At 36.3% G+C, this 20141-nt stretch carries 18 protein-coding genes; 4 read left to right on the top strand and 14 right to left on the bottom strand.

Features of this window, described 5'->3' with window-relative positions:
- Window positions 1-95: 95 nt before the first annotated feature.
- The 7 genes from M0051_RS04055 to proB all read right to left on the bottom strand — a co-directional run bounded on the left by M0051_RS04055 (window position 96) and on the right by proB (window position 7095).
- Window positions 96-794: a hypothetical protein gene (locus tag M0051_RS04055; protein ID WP_306740268.1), complete on the bottom strand. Its 699-nt coding sequence runs from the start codon at window positions 792-794 to the stop codon at window positions 96-98.
- 121 nt (window positions 795-915) lie between these two features.
- Window positions 916-1707, bottom strand: a complete 792-nt coding sequence (locus M0051_RS04050; protein ID WP_306740267.1) for a DUF4097 family beta strand repeat-containing protein — start codon at window positions 1705-1707, stop codon at window positions 916-918.
- Window positions 1708-1770: 63 nt separating this feature from the next.
- Window positions 1771-2571 (bottom strand): HEAT repeat domain-containing protein, encoded by an 801-nt coding sequence (locus M0051_RS04045; protein WP_306740266.1) that lies wholly within the window; start codon window positions 2569-2571, stop codon window positions 1771-1773.
- 11 nt (window positions 2572-2582) lie between these two features.
- Window positions 2583-3125, bottom strand: a complete 543-nt coding sequence (locus M0051_RS04040) for an RNA polymerase sigma factor (RefSeq protein ID WP_306740265.1) — start codon at window positions 3123-3125, stop codon at window positions 2583-2585.
- 179 nt (window positions 3126-3304) lie between these two features.
- Entirely contained in the window at window positions 3305-4609 is a 1305-nt protein-coding gene (locus tag M0051_RS04035) for a deoxyribodipyrimidine photo-lyase (protein ID WP_306740263.1), read from the bottom strand.
- Between the two features lie 113 nt (window positions 4610-4722).
- Window positions 4723-5970: a glutamate-5-semialdehyde dehydrogenase gene (locus M0051_RS04030; RefSeq protein WP_306740262.1), complete on the bottom strand. Its 1248-nt coding sequence runs from the start codon at window positions 5968-5970 to the stop codon at window positions 4723-4725.
- Between the two features lie 54 nt (window positions 5971-6024).
- Window positions 6025-7095 carry a glutamate 5-kinase gene (proB, locus tag M0051_RS04025; protein WP_306740261.1) on the bottom strand — a complete coding sequence of 357 codons (1071 nt, stop codon included), beginning with the start codon at window positions 7093-7095 and terminating at the stop codon, window positions 6025-6027.
- A 618-nt stretch (window positions 7096-7713) separates the two neighbouring features.
- Between proB and M0051_RS04020 the strand changes: the two genes are divergently transcribed.
- Both M0051_RS04020 and M0051_RS04015 read left to right on the top strand, forming a co-directional pair.
- Complete coding sequence (locus M0051_RS04020; RefSeq protein ID WP_306740260.1) at window positions 7714-9744, top strand: M3 family metallopeptidase; 2031 nt, start codon at window positions 7714-7716, stop codon at window positions 9742-9744.
- A 110-nt stretch (window positions 9745-9854) separates the two neighbouring features.
- Window positions 9855-10229: a helix-turn-helix domain-containing protein gene (locus M0051_RS04015; protein WP_306740259.1), complete on the top strand. Its 375-nt coding sequence runs from the start codon at window positions 9855-9857 to the stop codon at window positions 10227-10229.
- On the opposite strand, the gene M0051_RS04010 is transcribed toward M0051_RS04015, so the two are convergent.
- The 7 genes from M0051_RS04010 to M0051_RS03980 all read right to left on the bottom strand — a co-directional run bounded on the left by M0051_RS04010 (window position 10205) and on the right by M0051_RS03980 (window position 15513).
- Complete coding sequence (locus M0051_RS04010) at window positions 10205-10714, bottom strand: lactoylglutathione lyase family protein (RefSeq protein ID WP_306740258.1); 510 nt, start codon at window positions 10712-10714, stop codon at window positions 10205-10207. The two genes, M0051_RS04015 and M0051_RS04010, sit on opposite strands and share 25 nt — an antisense overlap.
- 243 nt (window positions 10715-10957) lie before the next feature.
- A complete protein-coding gene (locus M0051_RS04005; protein WP_306740257.1) occupies window positions 10958-11653 on the bottom strand; it encodes an SDR family oxidoreductase in 696 nt (231 codons plus the stop codon).
- Window positions 11654-11820: 167 nt separating this feature from the next.
- The gene (locus M0051_RS04000) at window positions 11821-12852 is read right to left on the bottom strand and encodes an L-dopachrome tautomerase-related protein (RefSeq protein ID WP_306740256.1); all 1032 of its coding nucleotides are present in this window, start codon (window positions 12850-12852) and stop codon (window positions 11821-11823) included.
- Between the two features lie 98 nt (window positions 12853-12950).
- A complete protein-coding gene (locus M0051_RS03995) occupies window positions 12951-13586 on the bottom strand; it encodes a flavodoxin family protein (RefSeq protein ID WP_306740255.1) in 636 nt (211 codons plus the stop codon).
- Between the two features lie 89 nt (window positions 13587-13675).
- Window positions 13676-14218 (bottom strand): hypothetical protein, encoded by a 543-nt coding sequence (locus tag M0051_RS03990; protein ID WP_306740253.1) that lies wholly within the window; start codon window positions 14216-14218, stop codon window positions 13676-13678.
- Entirely contained in the window at window positions 14205-14726 is a 522-nt protein-coding gene (locus M0051_RS03985) for an RNA polymerase sigma factor (RefSeq protein ID WP_306740252.1), read from the bottom strand. Before M0051_RS03985 ends, M0051_RS03990 begins: the two co-directional genes overlap by 14 nt.
- A gap of 76 nt (window positions 14727-14802) precedes the next feature.
- A complete protein-coding gene (locus M0051_RS03980; RefSeq protein ID WP_306740251.1) occupies window positions 14803-15513 on the bottom strand; it encodes a LexA family transcriptional regulator in 711 nt (236 codons plus the stop codon).
- Between the two features lie 72 nt (window positions 15514-15585).
- Here M0051_RS03980 and dinB point away from each other — a divergent pair, with 72 nt between their 5' ends.
- Together dinB and M0051_RS03970 are read left to right on the top strand one after the other, a co-directional pair.
- Window positions 15586-16800: a DNA polymerase IV gene (gene dinB, locus M0051_RS03975; protein WP_306740250.1), complete on the top strand. Its 1215-nt coding sequence runs from the start codon at window positions 15586-15588 to the stop codon at window positions 16798-16800.
- Between the two features lie 51 nt (window positions 16801-16851).
- The gene (locus tag M0051_RS03970) at window positions 16852-19800 is read left to right on the top strand and encodes a DNA polymerase III subunit alpha (RefSeq protein WP_306740249.1); all 2949 of its coding nucleotides are present in this window, start codon (window positions 16852-16854) and stop codon (window positions 19798-19800) included.
- The last annotated feature ends 341 nt before the right edge of the window (window positions 19801-20141 follow it).

The following is a 20141-nucleotide window of genomic DNA, read 5'->3' as shown; positions in this document are numbered from 1 at the left end:
AACAAAAACCTTTGAGTTATAATTGTCTCAAAGGTTTAAGCTGTGTAAAAAAAGGTAATAACAAATCTTCGGAAAGAAGGAACCAAGTAGTTGTATTACTTGTCTTTTCGTAGAAAGATGTCACCACTTATCGTTTTTAGGAAAATTTCCTCACCGCCACCATTTAATGATGTAGAGAATTTACCGTTGCGGTAATGCTTTAATTCTCCCTTGTTTTTTGTATTCAATTCAAAATCGGTATACATTTCACCAGTAATTGTATTCAAAACCAGATCTGCTTGTTGCTTGCTTGGTAGACTCAGGTCAATGAATCCACTAATGGTTTCAATCTCCATTTTGCTCTGTAAGCCAACAATGCTTATATTACCACTAATGGTATTGATTGATAATCTGGTATTTCGAGGTAGTTTTACTTCAAAGAAAAGTTCCATGTCAATTGAATTGGTTGTAATGGTTTCTGTTTTCCCGTCTTTGCTCTGTTCTCTTTTAATGATTGTGGTTCTGTGCAAATCTTCCATATTTTCAATTTCCGATTCGATTTCGATGCCTTTAGAAAATGAATTTACATTAAATCGAAAAGCATCGTTGTCTTCATTTTCATTGATATTAACAGAGGCTTTAACATACACTTCGTTTTTATCCCAAGTTGAAATTTTAATGTCATCAGCAAATTTAAACTCCAAAGAGACTTTCTCTTCTGATGAGATCTTTACAGATTTTTCAACAATTTTCTGTCCATAAGCAAACACAGTTGTCATCATGAACAATAATGTGACATAAATTGATTTTTTCATATTTCTGATGTTTTGAAACTGTTAACAAAAGGGCACAAAAAAGGCTGCCAGGGAAAAAATGATTAACTCTTTACTTTGCAAGAGTTAGAATGAAACAAGGATCCGAAGCAGCCTGTTGGCTCTATTTTTTTCTTAGGTAAATGTTATTGTTGATGGTTTTTACTTTAAAGTTTACACCACCACCATTAATTTGGGCTTTAATTTTATTGCCACCACCAACATACGAAAGACCTTTCTTTTCTTTTGCATCAACTTTAATGTCAAAATCGGTATAGAATTCACCATTAATGCTGCTCAATGCTATATTGGCAGGAGTGTTTGATGGCATTTTAATGTCGACTGTTCCATTAATTGCCGAGATAGAAATAGGGCTTTCCTGGTTAATTCTATTAAAGTTAATATCTACATCACCATTGATCAAATCAAGGATTACAGGACCTGTAACTTCATCTAGCTTGACACTCGGCATTAAGGTATTGATTTCTATTTCTGAGCTGAAATTGTTAATCTCAATGGCTTTTGATGAAGCAAATGGACTTTTACAGTTAATTTTCAGGTTTACACCTTTAGGGATTTTAAAGAAATAATATTTGTGCTGGGTAACTTTACCTAATCCCGTTAAGGTAAGGATTGCTCCCTCTTTAGATGAGTTGATTCCAATATTAGTATTGTCATCCAGTCCACTACCATAAATTGGTTTTAAGCCTTTGGCTCGTGCTGGAATTATTTTCTCATAATTCGTCTCGATGATCAATTTTGAACCAGTGTGTTCTTCAACTTTAATCTCGCCAAGAAGATTTTCAATGCAAATTTGATCACCTTGTCTAACTGCCAATTCATAATTTTGAGCTTTAAGGTTTAATGCTCCTGTAATCAGGATGCAGATAATTAGGAGTCTATTCAGTGTATTCATTATTCGATGTTTTAAAAATTGATATTAATTGAGCTGCCGGCATATTGTATTTCAAAATCTATTCTAAACAAAAACTTTAATTCCTTCTTTGGCCATTTTTTTAACTACCGGAAGGCTGTTGTCTTCTTTCATGATCTCCTCCAGTAAAATTTTAGCCCTGTTTTCTTGAATATCGATGAGTATATTGATTAAAGTGATTTGAATAGAAGGTTCTTTTTGATTTTTTAAGGCTTCGAGATATGCATTTCTTACCAAGGGATGCTGTGCGAATTTGGTTAGTGCATTTGCTGCTGCCATTCTAACATTTACATTAGCATCACTTTGTAAGGTTTGAACCAATACAGAGAGCACTTTATCATCTGCGACATCTTGCTTCTCCAAAATGTTAACAGCCTTTAATCTCTGACTGCTGGTTGGTTGTTTCAGAGTAGCCATCGTTAAATTTTGCTTCATGTTATTCAAATCCGATTGCAAACTTGCTATCTCCATGCTTTGATCATTGGTGGAGGGTGAGTTTTTTCCCAATAAAAAACCAACTCCGAATATGATAAGAATAGCTGCTGCATATTTTAGGAACTCACCAAACCTATAATTGTTTTGTTTTTGATCCGTAAATTGATTCGATTCCTGGCGCTGATTTTCTTTCTCCTTTTCTAATAATTGGTTGAAATTCGTACTTAAATTAGCGCTAGGCTGTTCATCTTCAATATCATTTATCGTATGCAAAAATTGTTTGGTAAATTGGTATTCATTCCTACAATTTTCACAAGAGGAAAGATGCTTTTCAACTTCATTGGTCTGTTCCTGATTCAAATTGTTTTCTAAATATTCTATCTGAAGGTCTTGTATGTATTTGCAATTCATTCTTGTCTAAATTAAGCCAGTTTAAAATAAAGTTCTCTTAGCTTGTTTATTGCCCTGTGGGCTTTTACTTTCACAGCAGTTTCGCTTAGGCCTGTTATTTCGGCTATTTCTCGGTATTTTAAACCTTGAAATCGACTGAGTTCTATGATCTCTTTTTGATCCGTTTGTAATTTGTCCATCGCCTCGTATAAGATTCTCTTTCTGGATTCCTTTTCCATTTCTTCTATGGCCGAATCGGTTTCATATTCGATTTTTTCAGGTTCACTAAAGTCTGAAATCACTAATTTATTATCCCGATAATAATTTGCGTGTACATTTCTTGCAATCTGATACATCCACGATCGGAATTTGTGTTGTTCGTTATAAGTCTTTCGATAGGTCAATATTCTTCTAAATACCGACTGTACAAGGTCTTCACTAATGGATTGGTTTTTTGTCAATCTCAGAAAGAAATTATAAAGTCTCATATGGTATTTATCGAACAAAGGTGATAATGCATTCAATTCACCAGATCTTACCAAAATCATTAATTGTTCGTCATCTCTCTTTTTCACAATAAAATTAATTGCTAGCGTGTTTTGTTCTTTGTTCTGTATTGGTTACCTGGGAATATGAGAATGGTTACAGGGCAAGTTAAAATTTTCCTGTAAAAATTATGAATATATGCGTAATATTCTCATAAACAATTGATTATTTATGAAATAAGGTGGGGTTTTTTGCAGGCAATAAACTGTTAAAATGTATTGAGAGCTTTTTTATATGCTTCTAATGCTCTAATCCTGGCAAACTTGTGATCAATCATCGGTTTAGGGTAGGAATCCGTGTCTAATTCAGGTACCCATTTTTTAATGTATTCAAAATTGGGATCGAATTTCTTTTGTTGTTCAATGGGATTGAATACTCTGAAATAAGGAGCTGCATCACATCCGCATCCTGCAACCCATTGCCAATTGCCATTATTGGCTGCCTGATCGTAATCGAGCAAATGATTGGCAAAATAAGCTTCACCCCAACGCCAATCGATTAAAAGATCTTTAACCAGAAAGCTGGCAACAATCATTCTTACGCGATTGTGCATATTGCCTGTGGCCTTTAATTCTCTCATGCCGGCATCCACAATCGGAAAGCCTGTTTTGCCATTTGTCCATAGTTCAAACTCTTCTTCATTATTCAGCCACTGAATATTGTTGTAAGCCGATTTAAAGCATTCGCTTTCAACTTTTGGAAAATTGACCAAGATTTGCATAAAAAATTCGCGCCAGATAAGTTCATTTAAAAATTGATCATCACCTTTTAATGCTTCTTGTACTGCCTGGCGAATACTAATGGTGCCAAAACGAAGATGAATACCCAGGTTTGAAGTGGCTTTTAAGGCAGGAAAATTTCTACGAGCATCATAATTGTTAAGCATATTCGCAGATAAATTAATGGCAGGAATCTCAATTGAAGATTCACTGAAACCAATTTTAGATAAGGGTGGTATTTCTGTAAATTCAACTTGTGCAATATTCGTAGAGTTTAGTTCATAGGAATAGGGTAGGTGTTCCTTCGAATTGAACTCAGAACGCCATTTTTTCATGTAAGGAGTATAAACCGTATAGGGGTTTCCATCTTTTTTAAGGATTTCTTGCTCTTCAAATATCACTTGATCTTTAAAAAGTTGAAATTCTACTTGTTGAGATTCACAAATTCTTTTGCAGTTCATGTCTCTGGATGTAGCGAACAGCTCGTAATCCTTATTTGCATAGATCTTCGCTATTGGATATTCATTTATTACCTGGAATAGACATTCCTGTGCTGGCCCATGCTTTACAATTAAGGAAGATCCAAGTTGTGAAAGCTGCTGATTAATTTTTTGAAGTTCGGTATGAATAAAATTTACTCGGGCATCATTTCTGTTTTCAAGTTGATCTAATATTTCTGTATCGAAATTGAAGTAGAATAAAAGTTTATTCTCCGATTGAAGCGCATGATATATCGCTGCATTATCTTGCAATCTTAAGTCTCTTCTAAGCCAAATTAGGGTGTAATTATTCATTATATTGGATTATTGTTTTTCTTATTACAATATAAACCAAAAAATGTTCAATGATAAAGATAAAATGGACAAAAAAAGCCCGAATATAATGCAGATCATTCGGGCATGGGAATTTAACTTCTTATTTGACCATCACCAGTAATAATCCATCTGTATGAGCACAATTCTTCCAAAGCCATTGGTCCTCTCGCATGAAGTTTCTGTGTGCTGATACCAATTTCAGTTCCCAGTCCAAATTGTGCACCATCAGTAAATGCAGTTGAAGTGTTGGAATAAATAGCCGCGGCATCTACCATTGAGTAAAAGGCTTTTATGGTTTCTTTATTCTCACTTATTATGGCCTCACTATGCTTTGAACTGTACTTGTAAATGTGATTAAGTGCAGACTCAAAATCATTTACTGTTTTGATTGACATTTTGTGGCTTAGGTATTCTGTTCCATAAGACTCCTTACTTGCCTGAAGTAAAAGTTGACCAGGATATGAGCCTTTTAGAACTTCAAAGGAGTCTTGGTCAGCATAAATTTCTACATTTTTATCTTTTAACTGATTTACCAGCTCAGGTAGATCCTTTAATCTATCAGAATGAACAATGAGACAGTCAAGGGCATTACAAACGCTTACACGTCTTGTTTTTGCATTATAAATAATGTTTTTCCCTTTTTCGAGGTCTCCATCTTTGTCAAAATAGGTGTGTACGATGCCTGCACCAGTTTCAATTACCGGAATTTTTGAATTTTCACGAACCGAGTTGATTAAATTCTGTGATCCGCGTGGAATCAGAACATCGACAAACCCTTGTGCATTCATTAACTCCACTGCAGCTTCTCGTTCTGGTGACAGCAACTGAATAATTTCTGGATTGACATTTTCTACTTTCAATGTGTTTTTAATGATCTTCACAATGGCTTGATTCGAGAATATGGCGTCGCTTCCTCCTTTTAAAACACAAGCATTTCCCGATTTTAAGCAAAGCGCAAAAACATCAATGGTAACATTTGGTCTGGCTTCATAAATAACACCAACAATGCCCAATGCCACGCTTATCTTTTCAATCAGCAAACCATTCTCGAGCCTTTTTGATGATAGTGTACGTCCTAATGGAGAATCTAATCTGGCAACATTTTTTACATCCCCTGCAATCCCGATTATTCTCTCATGATTTAGTAACAATCGATCATATTTTGGATCTTCGACAGACATTCGTTCTAAATCCTTTTGGTTTGCTGCTAAAATAGCAGAGCTGGAATCAACGATTGCTATGGATAGTTTTAATAGAATTTCATCAATCTTTTGGGTAGGTAAAAGAGGCATTTTTCTCGATGCTTCCTTGATTTTATGGAATTGTTCTTTGGTATTCATTGTATTTGAATTTAAATGTAAGATAAAGATATGTAATTATCAGTAAATTAATTGTTAATATAAGAATAGATAGTCGTAATGAACCAATGGTTTGGCTCCACTTTTTCCCATGTGAATTTCTGTTTTGGTTTTGCTATAGGAAGTTTTGCCTAATCCTAAAACTTTGCCTTTCTCATTCATGATTTTTACAATATCTCCTTTTTCAAAACTTCCATTAATATCAGTTACACCAATCGGTAACAAACTCGTAGCATTGTTAGAGTTTAAAGCCTCTTCAGCCCCTTGGTTAATAATTACCTGTGCTTTTTCGAATCCATCAGACCCGGCAAGCCATTGTTTTACTGTTGATGCTTTTTTATAGGCTATAAATTCAGTGTGATCTACATTTTCATGATCTCCTATTAAATCAAGAACAATATTATCCTTTGAACCATTGGCAATGTGCACAGGTATGCCTGATTTGGCTATTCTTCCGGCAATACTGCATTTGGTAAGCATTCCACCACGTCCGAAATTTGATTTTTTGGTGGTGATGTACTGCTTTAATCGGTTGATATCACCATTGATGGTTCTTAGCAATTTTGCGTTAGGATCTTCTGGATTTCCGGTGTAGATTCCATTAATATTACTTAGTAGATAAAGTGCTTTACAGTCCATCATCGATGCTATAAGACCGGAAAGCTCATCGTTATCGGTAAACATTAGTGCGGTAACCGAAACCGCATCATTTTCATTGATTACTGGCAAAATATCATTGGCCATGAGGGAACTGATGCAATTTTTCATGTTCAGATAATGTTCCCTGGTTCTAAAATCCTGCTTTGTTACCAATACCTGAGCACATTGCAGGTTGTACTCTCTTAAATATTTCGAATAGATGTTTAGTAATTCAACTTGCCCAACCGATGACCATACCTGTCGAGCTGATATGGTATCAGTTTTTTGATTCAGATTAATTTTACTTCTTCCGACTGCTACAGCACCTGATGATACAAGGATACACTGATATCCCAACTTTTTTAATTCCGATATCTGAAATACAATGTTTTTAATTCTCTGCTTGTCGATTTGGCCCTTACTTTTGGTAAGTACATTTGAGCCTATTTTTATACAAATTCGCTTCATGTGAATGATTTTCTATGGTATACGAAACTACATCTTGTTGCCTAAATATTTGGGCAAGATGCAAATGATTGTATTGCATGTTTTTCTGTATGCAAAAGATGCAATAAAAGGTTGTATGCTTTATGAATAGTGATTTTCTATTTAAAGGAATACTTTAATTAGTAAGAAATTATCGTACCCACACGGGAAAGCGAAAAGTATTAAGTGATTTAGGGAAATGAGAAGCAATGAAAGAGTTGGATGTAGTTAGATTTGCTACACCAATACCTGATTGTCTTATTAATAAATTGAATTCTTTCATGACATTTACTTTTGGGTTTGTAAGTTTCCCCCTTATCAAAACCAAGTCAAATATAGGTATTCTTTTGGGATTTAAATCACTGCAAATAAGATTATTGTGCAAATAGAGGCTTTCGAAAAGCTTTTCGAAATTCTTATTTGGATTGGAATGATTCAATACTTCTCTTCTGTAATAGCAAGAAAATCAATATAATGTGTTGATATTGGCTATAAACATGATAATGTTTGTTAAAATTTTTCAAATAAGATTTTTACATCCCTGATTTTGTATGTTCAATTCTTATCTTTGTTTGAGAAATTATTAAATCACGATATATTATGAGTAAAAATCCTTTATTAGAAGAATTTTCAACACCATATGAGTCTGTTCCATTCGATAAAATTGAATTGGAGCATTACATGCCGGCATTTAAGCAGAGTATCGAAAATGCCAGAGCCGAAATTGATGATATAGCCAATTCCATTGAAGAACCAAATTTTAAGAATACCATTGAAGCTCTTGAGTATTCGGGTCATCAGTTGGATAGAATTGGGTCGGTTTTCTTCAATTTAAATCATGCGCACACCAATGATGAAATGCAGGCTATGGCACGAGAAATATCGCCTATGCTTACCGAATTCTCAAATGATATCATCATGAATGAGAAACTCTTTAAAAGAGTGAAAAAGGTATACGAAAAAAGAGATGAGTTTGATTTAAATGTAGAACAGACCAAACTTTTAACGGATAGATACAAGTCTTTTGTTAGATCAGGTGCTGATTTGGATGAAGAGATGAAAGGGAAAATCAGAGAAATCTCGAAAGAACTCTCAAAATTAACCTTGCAGTTTGGTGAGAATGTTTTGGCGGCAACCAACAATTTCGAACTTCATTTAACGAACCAAGAGGATGTTGCAGGCCTACCTGAAGGAATTCTTGAAGCTGCATCGGCCTTGGCAAAGGAAAAGGAGAAGGATGGATGGATCTTTAACCTTCAATTTCCTAGCTATGTTCCCTTTATGCAATACGCTGATAAGCGCGAATTGCGTGAAAAAATGTTCAAGGCCTATACTTCGCGATGTTTCAACGATAAATTCGACAATCAAAAGATCATACATCGCATAGTAGAACTGCGTTTGGCCAAGGTGCATTTGTTGGGATACGAAGCTTATGCCGACTATGTATTGGAGGAAAGAATGGCAAAATCGGCAGACAAGGTAATTCATTTCTTGAATGAACTTTTGGATGCTTCAATGCCAAAAGCGCAAGAGGAATTTAAGGAGTTGCAAGAGTATGCAAAATCGCTTGGGGCAGATTTCGATTTACAAAGATGGGATTGGGCCTACTATGCTGAAAAGCTAAAGACCGAAAAATTCGATATCAACGATGAAATTACACGTCCTTACTTCGAGTTGGAGAGAGTCAAAAAGGGAATTTTCGATTTGGCTACCAAATTGTATGGCATTCAGTTCAAGTTGAGTGCTGATATCGCTAAATATCACGAAGAAGTGGATGTGTATGAGGTGTTAGATCAGGAAGGAAACTTTTTATCCTTGTTTTATGCCGATTTCCACCCAAGAAGTACCAAACAAGGTGGTGCCTGGATGACTTCATTTGTAGATCAGTACAAAAAAGAGAATAAAGATTACAGACCACACATCTCGATTGTATGTAACTTTACCCGTCCGACAGAAACCAAGCCATCTTTGTTGACTTTTAACGAGGTAACTACTTTCTTGCACGAGTTTGGTCATGCATTACACGGTATGCTTTCGAAATGTACCTATAGTGCATTGTCGGGAACCAATGTATATCGCGATTTTGTGGAGTTGCCATCGCAGTTTATGGAGAATTTTGCGTTCCGTAAGGAGTGGTTGGATGAAGTGGCAGCGCATTATAAAACAGGGGAGAAAATTCCTCAGGAACTGATTCAGAAAATTATTGACAGCAGCAATTTCTTAAGTGGATATGGTTTTGTTCGTCAGATAAGCTTTGGTTTAAATGATATGGCTTGGCATAGTGTTAATGAGCCAATTACGAATCCTGTGGGAGAATTCGAAGACCAGGCAATGGCATCAACTGAATTGTTCTCTAAGGTGAATGGAAGCTGTATGAGTACCTCATTCTCACATATTTTTGCAGGTGGTTATGCTGCCGGGTACTATGGCTACAAATGGGCCGAGGTATTGGATGCCGATGCTTTCGAGGCATTTAAAGAGAATGGCATTTACGATAAGGCAACTGCGGATGCTTTCCGTGAGAATATATTGGAAAAGGGCGGAAGCGATCATCCGATGAATTTGTACCTGAAATTCCGCGGCAAAGAACCATCAATCGATCCTCTTTTGAAACGAAGTGGATTGAAATAAAGTAAATTAAAATCCTTAATGATAAGATTAAATCGTCAATCTATAGTTGTAGGCTGGCGATTTTTCTTTACCTGTAAAAGCTTATATTTGTTACCAAATAAGATTCGACCATGACCAAAGATTGTAGCAATTCAAAAATCATTAATTACGAGGGGAAGAAGTTTGTTTGTTCTCTGGCCTTTACTTTACAATTGATAGGCGATAAGTACAAATCGCTTATTTTGTTTCACTTGAAAGATGGTGAAATGCGTTCAGGTGAATTACAAAAAAGCATTCATGGTATCTCTAATCGTATGTTTACCTTCTCGATAAGGGCCTTGGAGCGGGATGGTTTGGTAAGTAGGGAGGTTCACCCTGAAGTGCCACCAAAAGTTGTGTATGGATTAACTGAGGCGGGAAAAAGCATTATCCCCATTATCATGAAATTAGACCAATGGGGACAAAATTTTGCAAAAGAGAATCACTTGTACGCTCCTGGTGAATAATGAAGTTCGTAGGAGTGTGAATAGATTTCGAATACCACTCCAAATGGATCTTCTACATAGCACATACGATATGGTTTATCACCTGGATAGTACTCGCGAATAGGCATACGCTGTTTTCCTCCATGCTCAACAATTTTTTGAACCAATCCTTCTACATCCGGATCCTGAACGGAAAAATGGAATAAGCCGGTTTGAAATGGATTGAATTCCGGAGCTTTTGGTTGACTTTCTTTGAATTCGAATAGTTCAATTCCAATGCGATCGCCTGTTGAAAGGTGCGCAATGCGGAAACTGTTCCATCCTTTGCCAAATACATCGATACACATTTGTCCGATTGCTGTCTCATTTTCTTCCAGGACTTCGGTTGGAGGCATAATTACATAAAAACCCATTACTTCGGTGTAGAATTTTACTGCCTTGTCCAAATCAGGCACTGTAATTCCAACGTGGGAAAAGCTTTTTGGATAAACTTTTTGATCTTTCATCTCTGTTGTTTTGGTTTGTGCATCAAGCGAAAAACAAAGGCTGATGCTCATTAGTAAAATTAAAATTGCTCTCATCATTCATGTTTGAAATACGCTGCAATGTTAGAGCTAAAGAGGAAAGAAATCAATATCGCACAGAGCTGAAATATGGTTACATGGATGTGTGGTATGTTGAATATCAACAAATGTGGTGGTTGTTAATAATTTGTTAATCAGCCATTAAAAAAGTAAAAGATACTTTCATTACCATTCGATTTCTTCCATATCCCTAAAAAATTTTCCCGTAGGCCCTTTGTCTTCCAGCTCGGCTGCCCAAACAATGGTTTCCGCTCCTTTCTGGGGATCACGGGGAGCAGTTGAACCGCCCATATCAGTTCTTACCCATCCCGGACAAACCGAATTAACAAGGATGTTATTTCTTTTTAATTCCTGGCCCAACTTTATGGTAAGAACGTTCATTGCGGCTTTTGAAATGCTGTAACCTGGCGTTCCGGCAGACATGTTCGATAAAGCTCCCAAGCCACTCGATACATTCACAATGCGTCCATATTTCTGCTTTTTCATATTAGGAATAAAGGCTTGTGCCAAGAGCCAGGCTCCAAACAAATTGGTTTCCAGAGTTTGATGTATCTCTTCTAAATCGGCATTAAATGCCGAATGCCAAGTATCGTAATTAATGCCCGCATTGTTGATCAGGATATCAAGATGACCAAAACTATCTTCAACATATTTGACAATTTGTTGTACACTCCTTTCATCGGAAACATCCAATTGATGAAAGTGGACTTCGCCAAAACTTTTTAGTTTCTCGATTGCTTTTTTTCCATCTTCCAGAGTGCGGGCAGTAAGAATCACCCGATGTCCTTTTTGTAAAAGTTCTTGTACGCATGCATAGCCTATCCCTCTGTTCGAACCGCTTACCAATGCTGTTTTTTTCATATTAATATCTTGTTGATTATGATTTCATTCTAATTGTAGTTTGTATGCTTTTATAAGTATTGCAATATCTAAAATCGTAAGGTTCGTACTTTTTCCATTGATTCGCTGAATTGTAAACAAAAAGACGGACCTTTTGTTTTTTAAAAGTCCGTCTTTCATTTTATATTTTATTTTGATAGTTTGAGAACTTGATATTGTTTTCTCTGGATTTCTGGCAAATGAATTTGTGATGTTGTAAAGAATACATTTCCTTGAGTATCTATGGCAAATGAATCGGCCCAACGAATGATCTCATCTTTAATCAGTTTTTTGATATTACCATCGCTTTTCAGGACATTAATGGAATTGTCTTCCAGACCGCCTAACCATAGATTCCCATCTTTATCGAACATCATTCCATCAGTGGCTGGAATTTTTTTTACCATTTCTACTTGCTCAGCTATTTGTTCTTCTGTTACGTTCTGAGAACGTAATGTTTCAGTAGGAACCCGATACAAACTATGACCCGTTAAGGCAATGTAATACAAAAACTGTTTGTCAGGGGAAAGAGCAATACCATCGGAATGTACACTGTTTTCCCATTTGATTCCATCACAAATGAGGTGATCCACTTCGCTTTCGGTAGAGTAGTGATGGTCCAATACTCTTTTAGATTCTCCCGATTGCAGATTCAAAACGATTAATGCTCCGTTTCCTGAATCAGTCATGTAGGCAAATTGATTTTTTGTATCAACCCGAACATCATTAAAATAAGAGTTCGCTTGGTAAACACCTTCAGGAAATTGATATACTTTTTCCTTTTCATTGTTGTTCAAATTAAAAACATACAATTTCGGGCCTCCTTCCAAAACACCTTGGAAAAGAGGATTTTTTGTATCCAATACCCATAGCTTGTTCTGCTCATCAACAACTACCGACTGAACAGCCTGAAAGGATTCCTTGTCATCAGTATTATTCCATTCCTGATTTGGAAATGCGATTGCTTTACCACTTACAATTTCCGCAACGCTAATGGGCACATCATTCGACCATTTGGGATAGTTTACGAACAATCGGTTATCCTTACTTACTGCAACTCCCGTCCATTGCTTGTCGGATGAAGCAATTACTTCAATTTTATTTGTTTGCGACTGTTTAGAAGGTTTACAAGCAGAAAAGCTTAGTAAAAGTGATGCTGCAATTAGGTACTTCCAATACATATTAAATTGTTTTTAAATGAATAATCGTCTTTATAATCAAACTATCAGATCTTTTATCATTTCTGTCAATGGAGATTTTCTGTTTTTCATTTACCTAATTACCTGATAAAATGAGTGTATACCTTATCTTCTTTCTCAGGGGCTTCTATTTTATTCTTTCCATTTTCAACTAATTCCAATAGATAAGCCATGTTTTTACCCAAAATTCTCATAATCTGCACACCTTCTTCATCCTGATGAACTTGACCCGGCATTAATCCATGAATCACATTCCAATAGTTCGATGTTGGAATCATCATTTCCGAATAAGTCAGGTAATTGTTCAATTCATTAAAAACAGGTAATCCACCTGAACGACGAACGGCTGCAACTGACGCACCTACTTTATGACGGAACAATGATCCGTTTGCACCAGCTACATAAAATGCACGGTCGAGAAAGGATTTCATGCTGGCACTTAATGATGAATAGTGTACTGGTGATCCAAGAATAATCCCGTCGGCCTCCTTCATTTTCTGAATCCAATTATTCACATCATTATTTTTGATGACACACTTTTCGTCTTGATTCTTGAAACACAAGTTACAGGCAGTACAAGCCTTCACGTTTTTGATTCCAACATTTACAATTTCGGTCTCGATACCTTTTTCTTCCAACTGTTCACACACTAATTTTAATGCATGATAGGTGTTGCCTTCTTTTTTGGGGCTACCATTAAATGCGACTACTTTCATCTGTTTTTGTTTTTTTGATTGATAATGCAAAGGTAAGCTTGCAATTGTTTAGCTTGTTTTAACGAGATGTTAAAAAATGACTTATAGGTTTAATTGCCTTCAATTTCGGCAATATTTGCCAGTGCATTATCACGAAGGGGTTTATATTTGAAATACCAAATTATTAGACCTATGATGATTGCAAGTATGAAAATCGAAAAGAAAACAATTTGAGATTCAACAGTATTGAATAATGGTTGAGATCTAAGATTAAAACTGGCATTCATTAAAAAAACTGCAAGAAGTATCAGTATGCTCTTTTTTCGGAAGGGATGATACCTTTTTGCAGCTTGCTTTAACATGAGAAGGGTAGGCAGAGAGTAATCAACATTTTTGTATTCTTTTTGGTAGCTTCCAAATACTAGTGCAAATAGTAAAAATGCCGCTACAAGGAATAGTCCTGCAATTAAATCAGTAAGCTCTTTTGTATCAAAATAGTGTATAAAGGCAATTATCGTGTAAAGTGGGATGAAAATCCAATAAACAATCTTCATTCTTTTGCATAGGTTAGAATAATTACTATCCTCCTTTTTAAGTTTTCCTAATAACTGATCCAGATTAACCTTTTCGTTCTTTGTTTTATTTAAGTTCATGCTTACCTCCTGTTAATTTGTTTTTTAATTGTGTTTTAATGCGGTGAATTTTCACCTTTACATTGGGTTCATTAATGCCGATCACATCTGCAATTTCTCTCATGCTTAATCCTTCAAGCATAAGAGATATTAAGGCTTTGTCGATCACAGAAAGCATATTTAACTCATTCTGAAGTAGGTTGAATTGCTTTTCTTCTTTTTTCTTGATTTCCAAATCTTCATTGTCTAAAATGGAGCTTAGATTTTGCGTATCGGTGTTTATTATTAGCTGCATTTCTCTGTAGCTTTTGCCCGTAAAGCTTAGCGATGTGTTAACAGCTACCCGATAAACCCATGTGCTAATTGCCGATTTACCTTTAAATTGATCCAAACTCTTCCAGATATTAATCAGTACTTCCTGATACATATCTTTTTGATCTTCGGCATTCGAATTATAGTAACGACATATCCGTTGTATTCGATCACTATTATCCGATAGAATTTGATTAAATAGATCTTCTTTTTTCAATGTGTGTGTATTTTGTTCTTTATCTATTTAGTAAGGGAGGAGCATGATTAGTTACACTTTTTTTTGATTTTTTTTCTTATAAAATCTCAAAGCCATTATAAGTCTCAAATTTCCAGATTTCTACCACTTTTCCAATTTGCAGTTCATAAGGTTTATAATTTCTGTTTGAAGAAACCAATAGGAGAGACTGATTTTTCTCAAATTGCTTGTATACCACTTTAAATACGATACTATCCTCTTGGGTAACAATAATGCAAGGAGTACCATCTTTAATTGCTTCCCAGTTTTGAATGTAGGATGCCGTTACCCACGATCCTTCAGGAATGGGAAGCATGGAGTCTCCTTCAATTTGGAAGGTTCTGTAGGTTTTATCTTTGGGCAAGAATGGGAGAGAGAATTTTGGTAGTGATTCTATAAAATCCAAATCGCCATAGCTATTTGTATAGCCAGCTTGTGCTTTTAAGGGAACCATTTCTATATTTTCTTCTCCATCCTGATTTACCGATATGGTAAGCAAGCGAAGCTTCTTTCCCGTTACATCAATGTCAAATCCATCTTCGATTTGCGAAAGCTGGAATTCCGATAATTCCTGCAGGTTATACCTTATTAAAGCATCAATGGAAACATTAAAGTATTCGGCAAATTTCACCAGTACTTTAAAAGGTGGTTGAACGCTTTTTTCATAGCCAGCCAGTGTGGTTCTTGTAATCTCCAACTGTTCAGCCAAATCGGCTTGCGATTTTCTTCTTCTCTTGCGAAGAAACTTGATATTTTCTGCAAAAAACATGCTTTTTTCTTTCAAAGATAAGGAGAATAGACTAAATTATTGACAGGATTATGACGAAAATATCGACATTTAATGAAAAGGACAATATTGCATATGGATTTAGACACATTTTTTGTGTCGTGTGAAAGGTTGTTGGACAGTAGATTGGAAAATCGACCGGTCTTGATTGGGGGAACATCAGATAGAGGAGTGGTAGCAGCTTGTTCTTACGAAGCACGAACGTATGGCATCCATTCTGCCATGCCCATGAAAATGGCTCGTATGCTTTGCCCGGAAGCTGTTGTGATTAGGGGGAATAGTGGAACTTACAGCGAATATTCCGATCATGTAACGGAAATCATTAAGGAACGTTCGCCTTTGTTCGAAAAATCATCCATTGATGAATTTTATATGGACATAACAGGGATGGATCGTTTTGTGAAGGAAAGTTACATGTGGTCAAAGGAACTGAGAGAAAAGATCGTAAAGGAGACACGCTTGCCTATTTCCTTTGGTTTATCTACCAGTAAAACAGTTTCTAAAGTTGGAACAGGCGAGGCCAAGCCCAATAATCATATCAATATAGAATCGGGATATGAAGTTCCATTTTTGGCTCCGCTTTCCATTAAAAAAATTCCTATGGTTGGCGATAAAACTTACCACAAATTGCGAAGCATGGGAATAGAAAAAGTACGAACGGTCCAAGAAATGCCTATGGAATTAATGGAACGTGTACTGGGGAAAAATGGGCAAGTGATTTGGAAAAAAGCACAAGGAATTGATAACACTCCAGTGATTGCCTGGAATGAGAGAAAATCCATATCTACAGAACGAACTTTTGAGCGAGATACCACTGATGTAGTGAAATTACGTAGTATTTTGGTTGCAATGGCCGAAAATTTGGCTTATCAGCTCCGAAATGGAAACAAACTAACTGCTTGTGTGACGCTTAAGATTCGCTATTCCGATTTTCAAACTTACACCAAACAGAAGCGAATTCCCTACACATCGCTTGATCATACACTAATCGCTACAGTACTCGACCTGTTTGATAAAATGTATGAACGTCGGGTTTTGATTCGACTCATCGGAGTTTGCTTCAGCAATTTGGTAGGCGGAACTTACCAGATTCGCCTGTTTGAGGACTCTGAAAAGCTCATTAAGTTGTATCAGAAAATGGATCATTTGAGAAACAGATTTGGGAAAAATGCGGTGAAACGCGCCATAGGAATGGATGTAAAAACCATTGGAGGAATGAATCCTTTTAATGGACAAGCTCCAATTATTCCTGCTCACCGTAGACGATAAAAATCAATTAGTAATAGATCATTACTAATTGTTAATTCTTTATTGTATTTAATGTTATTGAATTGCCACTCATATTATAGTTTTAAGTATGGAGCTCTTTCTGTAGAGGAGGTTTTAAAGGAAACCCAGGTGGGAGGACACGATACCATTGTATTGACTGATATTAATAATACAGCCGTGAGTCTCGATTTTGTACGGCAGGCAAAGGAATTTAATGTAAGACCGCTTGTTGGAGCAGATATCAGGAATAGAGCAATGCAGCAGTATGTTTTGCTGGCCAAAAATGCGACCGGGTTTCGGGAAATCAATGAGTTTTTATCAGGAAACCTGCATGTTAGTAAGATATTTGAACCAGAGGCTCCGGATTTGAATGAAGTTTATGTGATCTATCCATTTCAAAGCCAGTATAGAGATCTAAAAGCAAATGAATGCATTGGAGTCAGACCGCAGGATGTACCTCACTTGCCTTTTTCTGAATGGAAGAATCGCCTGGATAAGCTGGTAATTCTACAAACAGCAAGCTTTCGCAACAAGAAAGATTACAATATTCATCGACTGTTGCGAGCTATTGACAGAAATACACTGCTAAGTAAGCTTTCGAAAGAGGAACAGGCGAGTTTTGAAGATAGATATAGAAGCAAGTCTGAACTGTTGGAATTGTATAAAGATTATCCTGAAATTATAAAAAATACAGAAGCTTTATTGGCTGCTTGCAGCATGGATTTCGAATTTGGAACCAACAAAAACAAAAAGCTTTTTACCGATTCGGAAGAAGAAGATTTTAAGCTGTTAATGAAATTGGCCTGTGAGGGCTTGGAATATCGATATCGTACAATAACCGATGAAATTTTAGATCGTTTAAACAAGGAATTGAAGGTGATCCGACAACTTGGATTCTGCTCCTACTTCCTGATTAATTGGGATTTGGTTCGCTATGCGCAAGGTGAAGGATATTATCATGTTGGACGAGGAAGTGGAGCCAATAGCCTGGTTGCTTACTTGTTGAAAATCACAAATGTTGACCCGGTTGACTTAGACCTTTACTTTGAGCGCTTCATCAATCCGTTCCGATCATCACCTCCCGATTTTGATATCGATTTTTCATGGACAGATCGGGATGATGTCACACGTTATTTGTTTGACAAATATGGTTGGGATCATGTTGCTTTACTGGGAAATTTTATCACATTTAATCACAAGTCAGCTTTTCGCGAAATTGGGAAAGTATTTGGTTTGCCCGATGAAGAAATCAGTCGTTTGCAGAAAAATCCGAATCCAGCGCAAGCCGATGAATATGGAAAGTGGGTGATTCGCTATAGTGGATATATTTCAGGCTTTCCAAGCCACAATAGTATTCACTCCAGTGGGATTTTAATCGCCGATGAGCCCATTAGTAATTATTCAGCCACTGAGCTTTTGCCTAAAGGATTCCCATCCACTCAGTTTGACATGTACATTTCTGAAGATTTGGGACTGCATAAATTCGATATCCTGAGTCAGCGTGGTTTGGGAAAAATCAAAGATACTTTGGAGATCGTTAAGCAGAATCATGGAATAGATATCGATATTAACGACACCAAACTGTTTATGGAGGATTCTCGCGTAAAGAGAATGCTAAAAAAAGGACAGGCAATTGGTTGCTTTTATGTGGAATCGCCTGCCATGCGCATGCTTTTAACCAAGCTAAAAGCTGAAGATTACAAACGCCTGGTTGCTGCCAGTTCCATTATTCGTCCGGGAGTTGCCAAAAGTGGAATGATGCGAGAATACATTATTCGTTTTCAGAATAAGAAAAGGAGAGAACAGGCAAAACATAATTTACCTGAATTATATAATATACTTGAGGAAACTTATGGCGTAATGGTTTATCAGGAAGATGTAATTAAGGTGGCTCATTATTTTGCCGAGCTAAGTTTAGATGAAGCAGATGTCTTGCGCAGAGGAATGTCGTGGAAATTTAAACAGCGAAACGAATTTGCAAAGGTGAGAGATAAATTTTTCTCCAATTGTAAAGCAAAAGGATATCTCGATGCAGTGGTGAGCGATATCTGGAGGCAAATAGAGAGTTTTGCCAATTATGCTTTTGCAAAGGGGCATTCGGCCAGTTATGCAGTAGAGAGTTTTCAGGCGCTTTATTTAAAAGCATATTATCCATTGGAATATATGGTAGCAACTTTAAATAATGGAGGAGGATTCTATTCAGCACAACTCTATCTGCACGAGGCAGTAATGCATGGTGCCAAGGTAGAAGTACCCTGCGTAAATCGGAGTTCGTGGGAAAATATTATTGATGGAGATACCATTTGGCTGGGATTTTACCTTTTAAGAGATTTAGAACGTTCAACAGGAAAAAAAATGATTGAAGAGCGCAGGGAACATGGAAGTTTTAAAAGCTTGCGCGATTTTGTGAAGCGTTTCCCAAGCAGTTTGGAGCAATTGATAATATTAATACGTATTGGAGCTTTTCGATTTACAGGAAAAGGAAAGAAAGAGCTGTTGTGGGATGCTCATTTTCTATTAGGACACACCAGGAAGACCAAACCGGAAAGAACACTTTTTCAGGCAGAGGTAAAAGAATTTGAGCTGCCCGAATTGTGGAAGCACAAGCTCGAAGATGCATTCGACGAATTGGAATTGTTAGGCTTATCGGTTCAATCACCATTTCAATTGGTGAAAGGTGATTTACCTTCCAACATAAAAGCCTGTCATTTGCCTCGTTTAGTCAATTGTTACATCAGAATTGTTGGTTTTTTAATTCATCGCAAACCCGCAAAAGCCAGTAATGGTAAAATTATGTATTTTGGAACATGGGTAGATTTAGATGGACATTGGTTAGATACTGTGCATTTTCCACCTATTGCCAAAGAATATCCATTTCGTGGACCAGGCTGTTATGTTATAGAGGGGCGAGTGATAGATGAATATGGATTTCTAAGCATAGAAGTAAGTAAAATGGAGCGAATGCCAAATATAAGTATTGATGATATCGTTTCAGCCTGAAAACTCTCTCTTTGTGTAGTTTACATGTTTTGTATGAGCTCAAATAAAGTGAAAATACGTGATGTGGCACTTATTAAGGTATTTTTATTAGACATAATCATGATTTTTTATTTTATTTTTTTTGTCCTATTACTATTTTAAAATCAGGAATAATACTTGTGACTATCTATTCATAAGTGAAAAATTGACGTCTTTTTTTATCGTTTTTTGAAAAGCTGCTAAAAAAAATATGCCAAACTTTCTTTTTGTTCTGTTTTTCAGGTGTTTGTAAAAGTGAGAAAAATAAGGAAAAACCTTGCAAATAAAATCGGCGAATCTATTTTTGTCGGCGAATTTTTATC

Source organism: Marinifilum sp. D714, from assembly GCF_030851345.1.
GTDB lineage: Bacteria > Bacteroidota > Bacteroidia > Bacteroidales > Marinifilaceae > Marinifilum.
The sequence above is the reverse complement of the archived record's forward strand: the minus strand, read 5'-3'. Positions and strand labels throughout refer to the sequence as shown.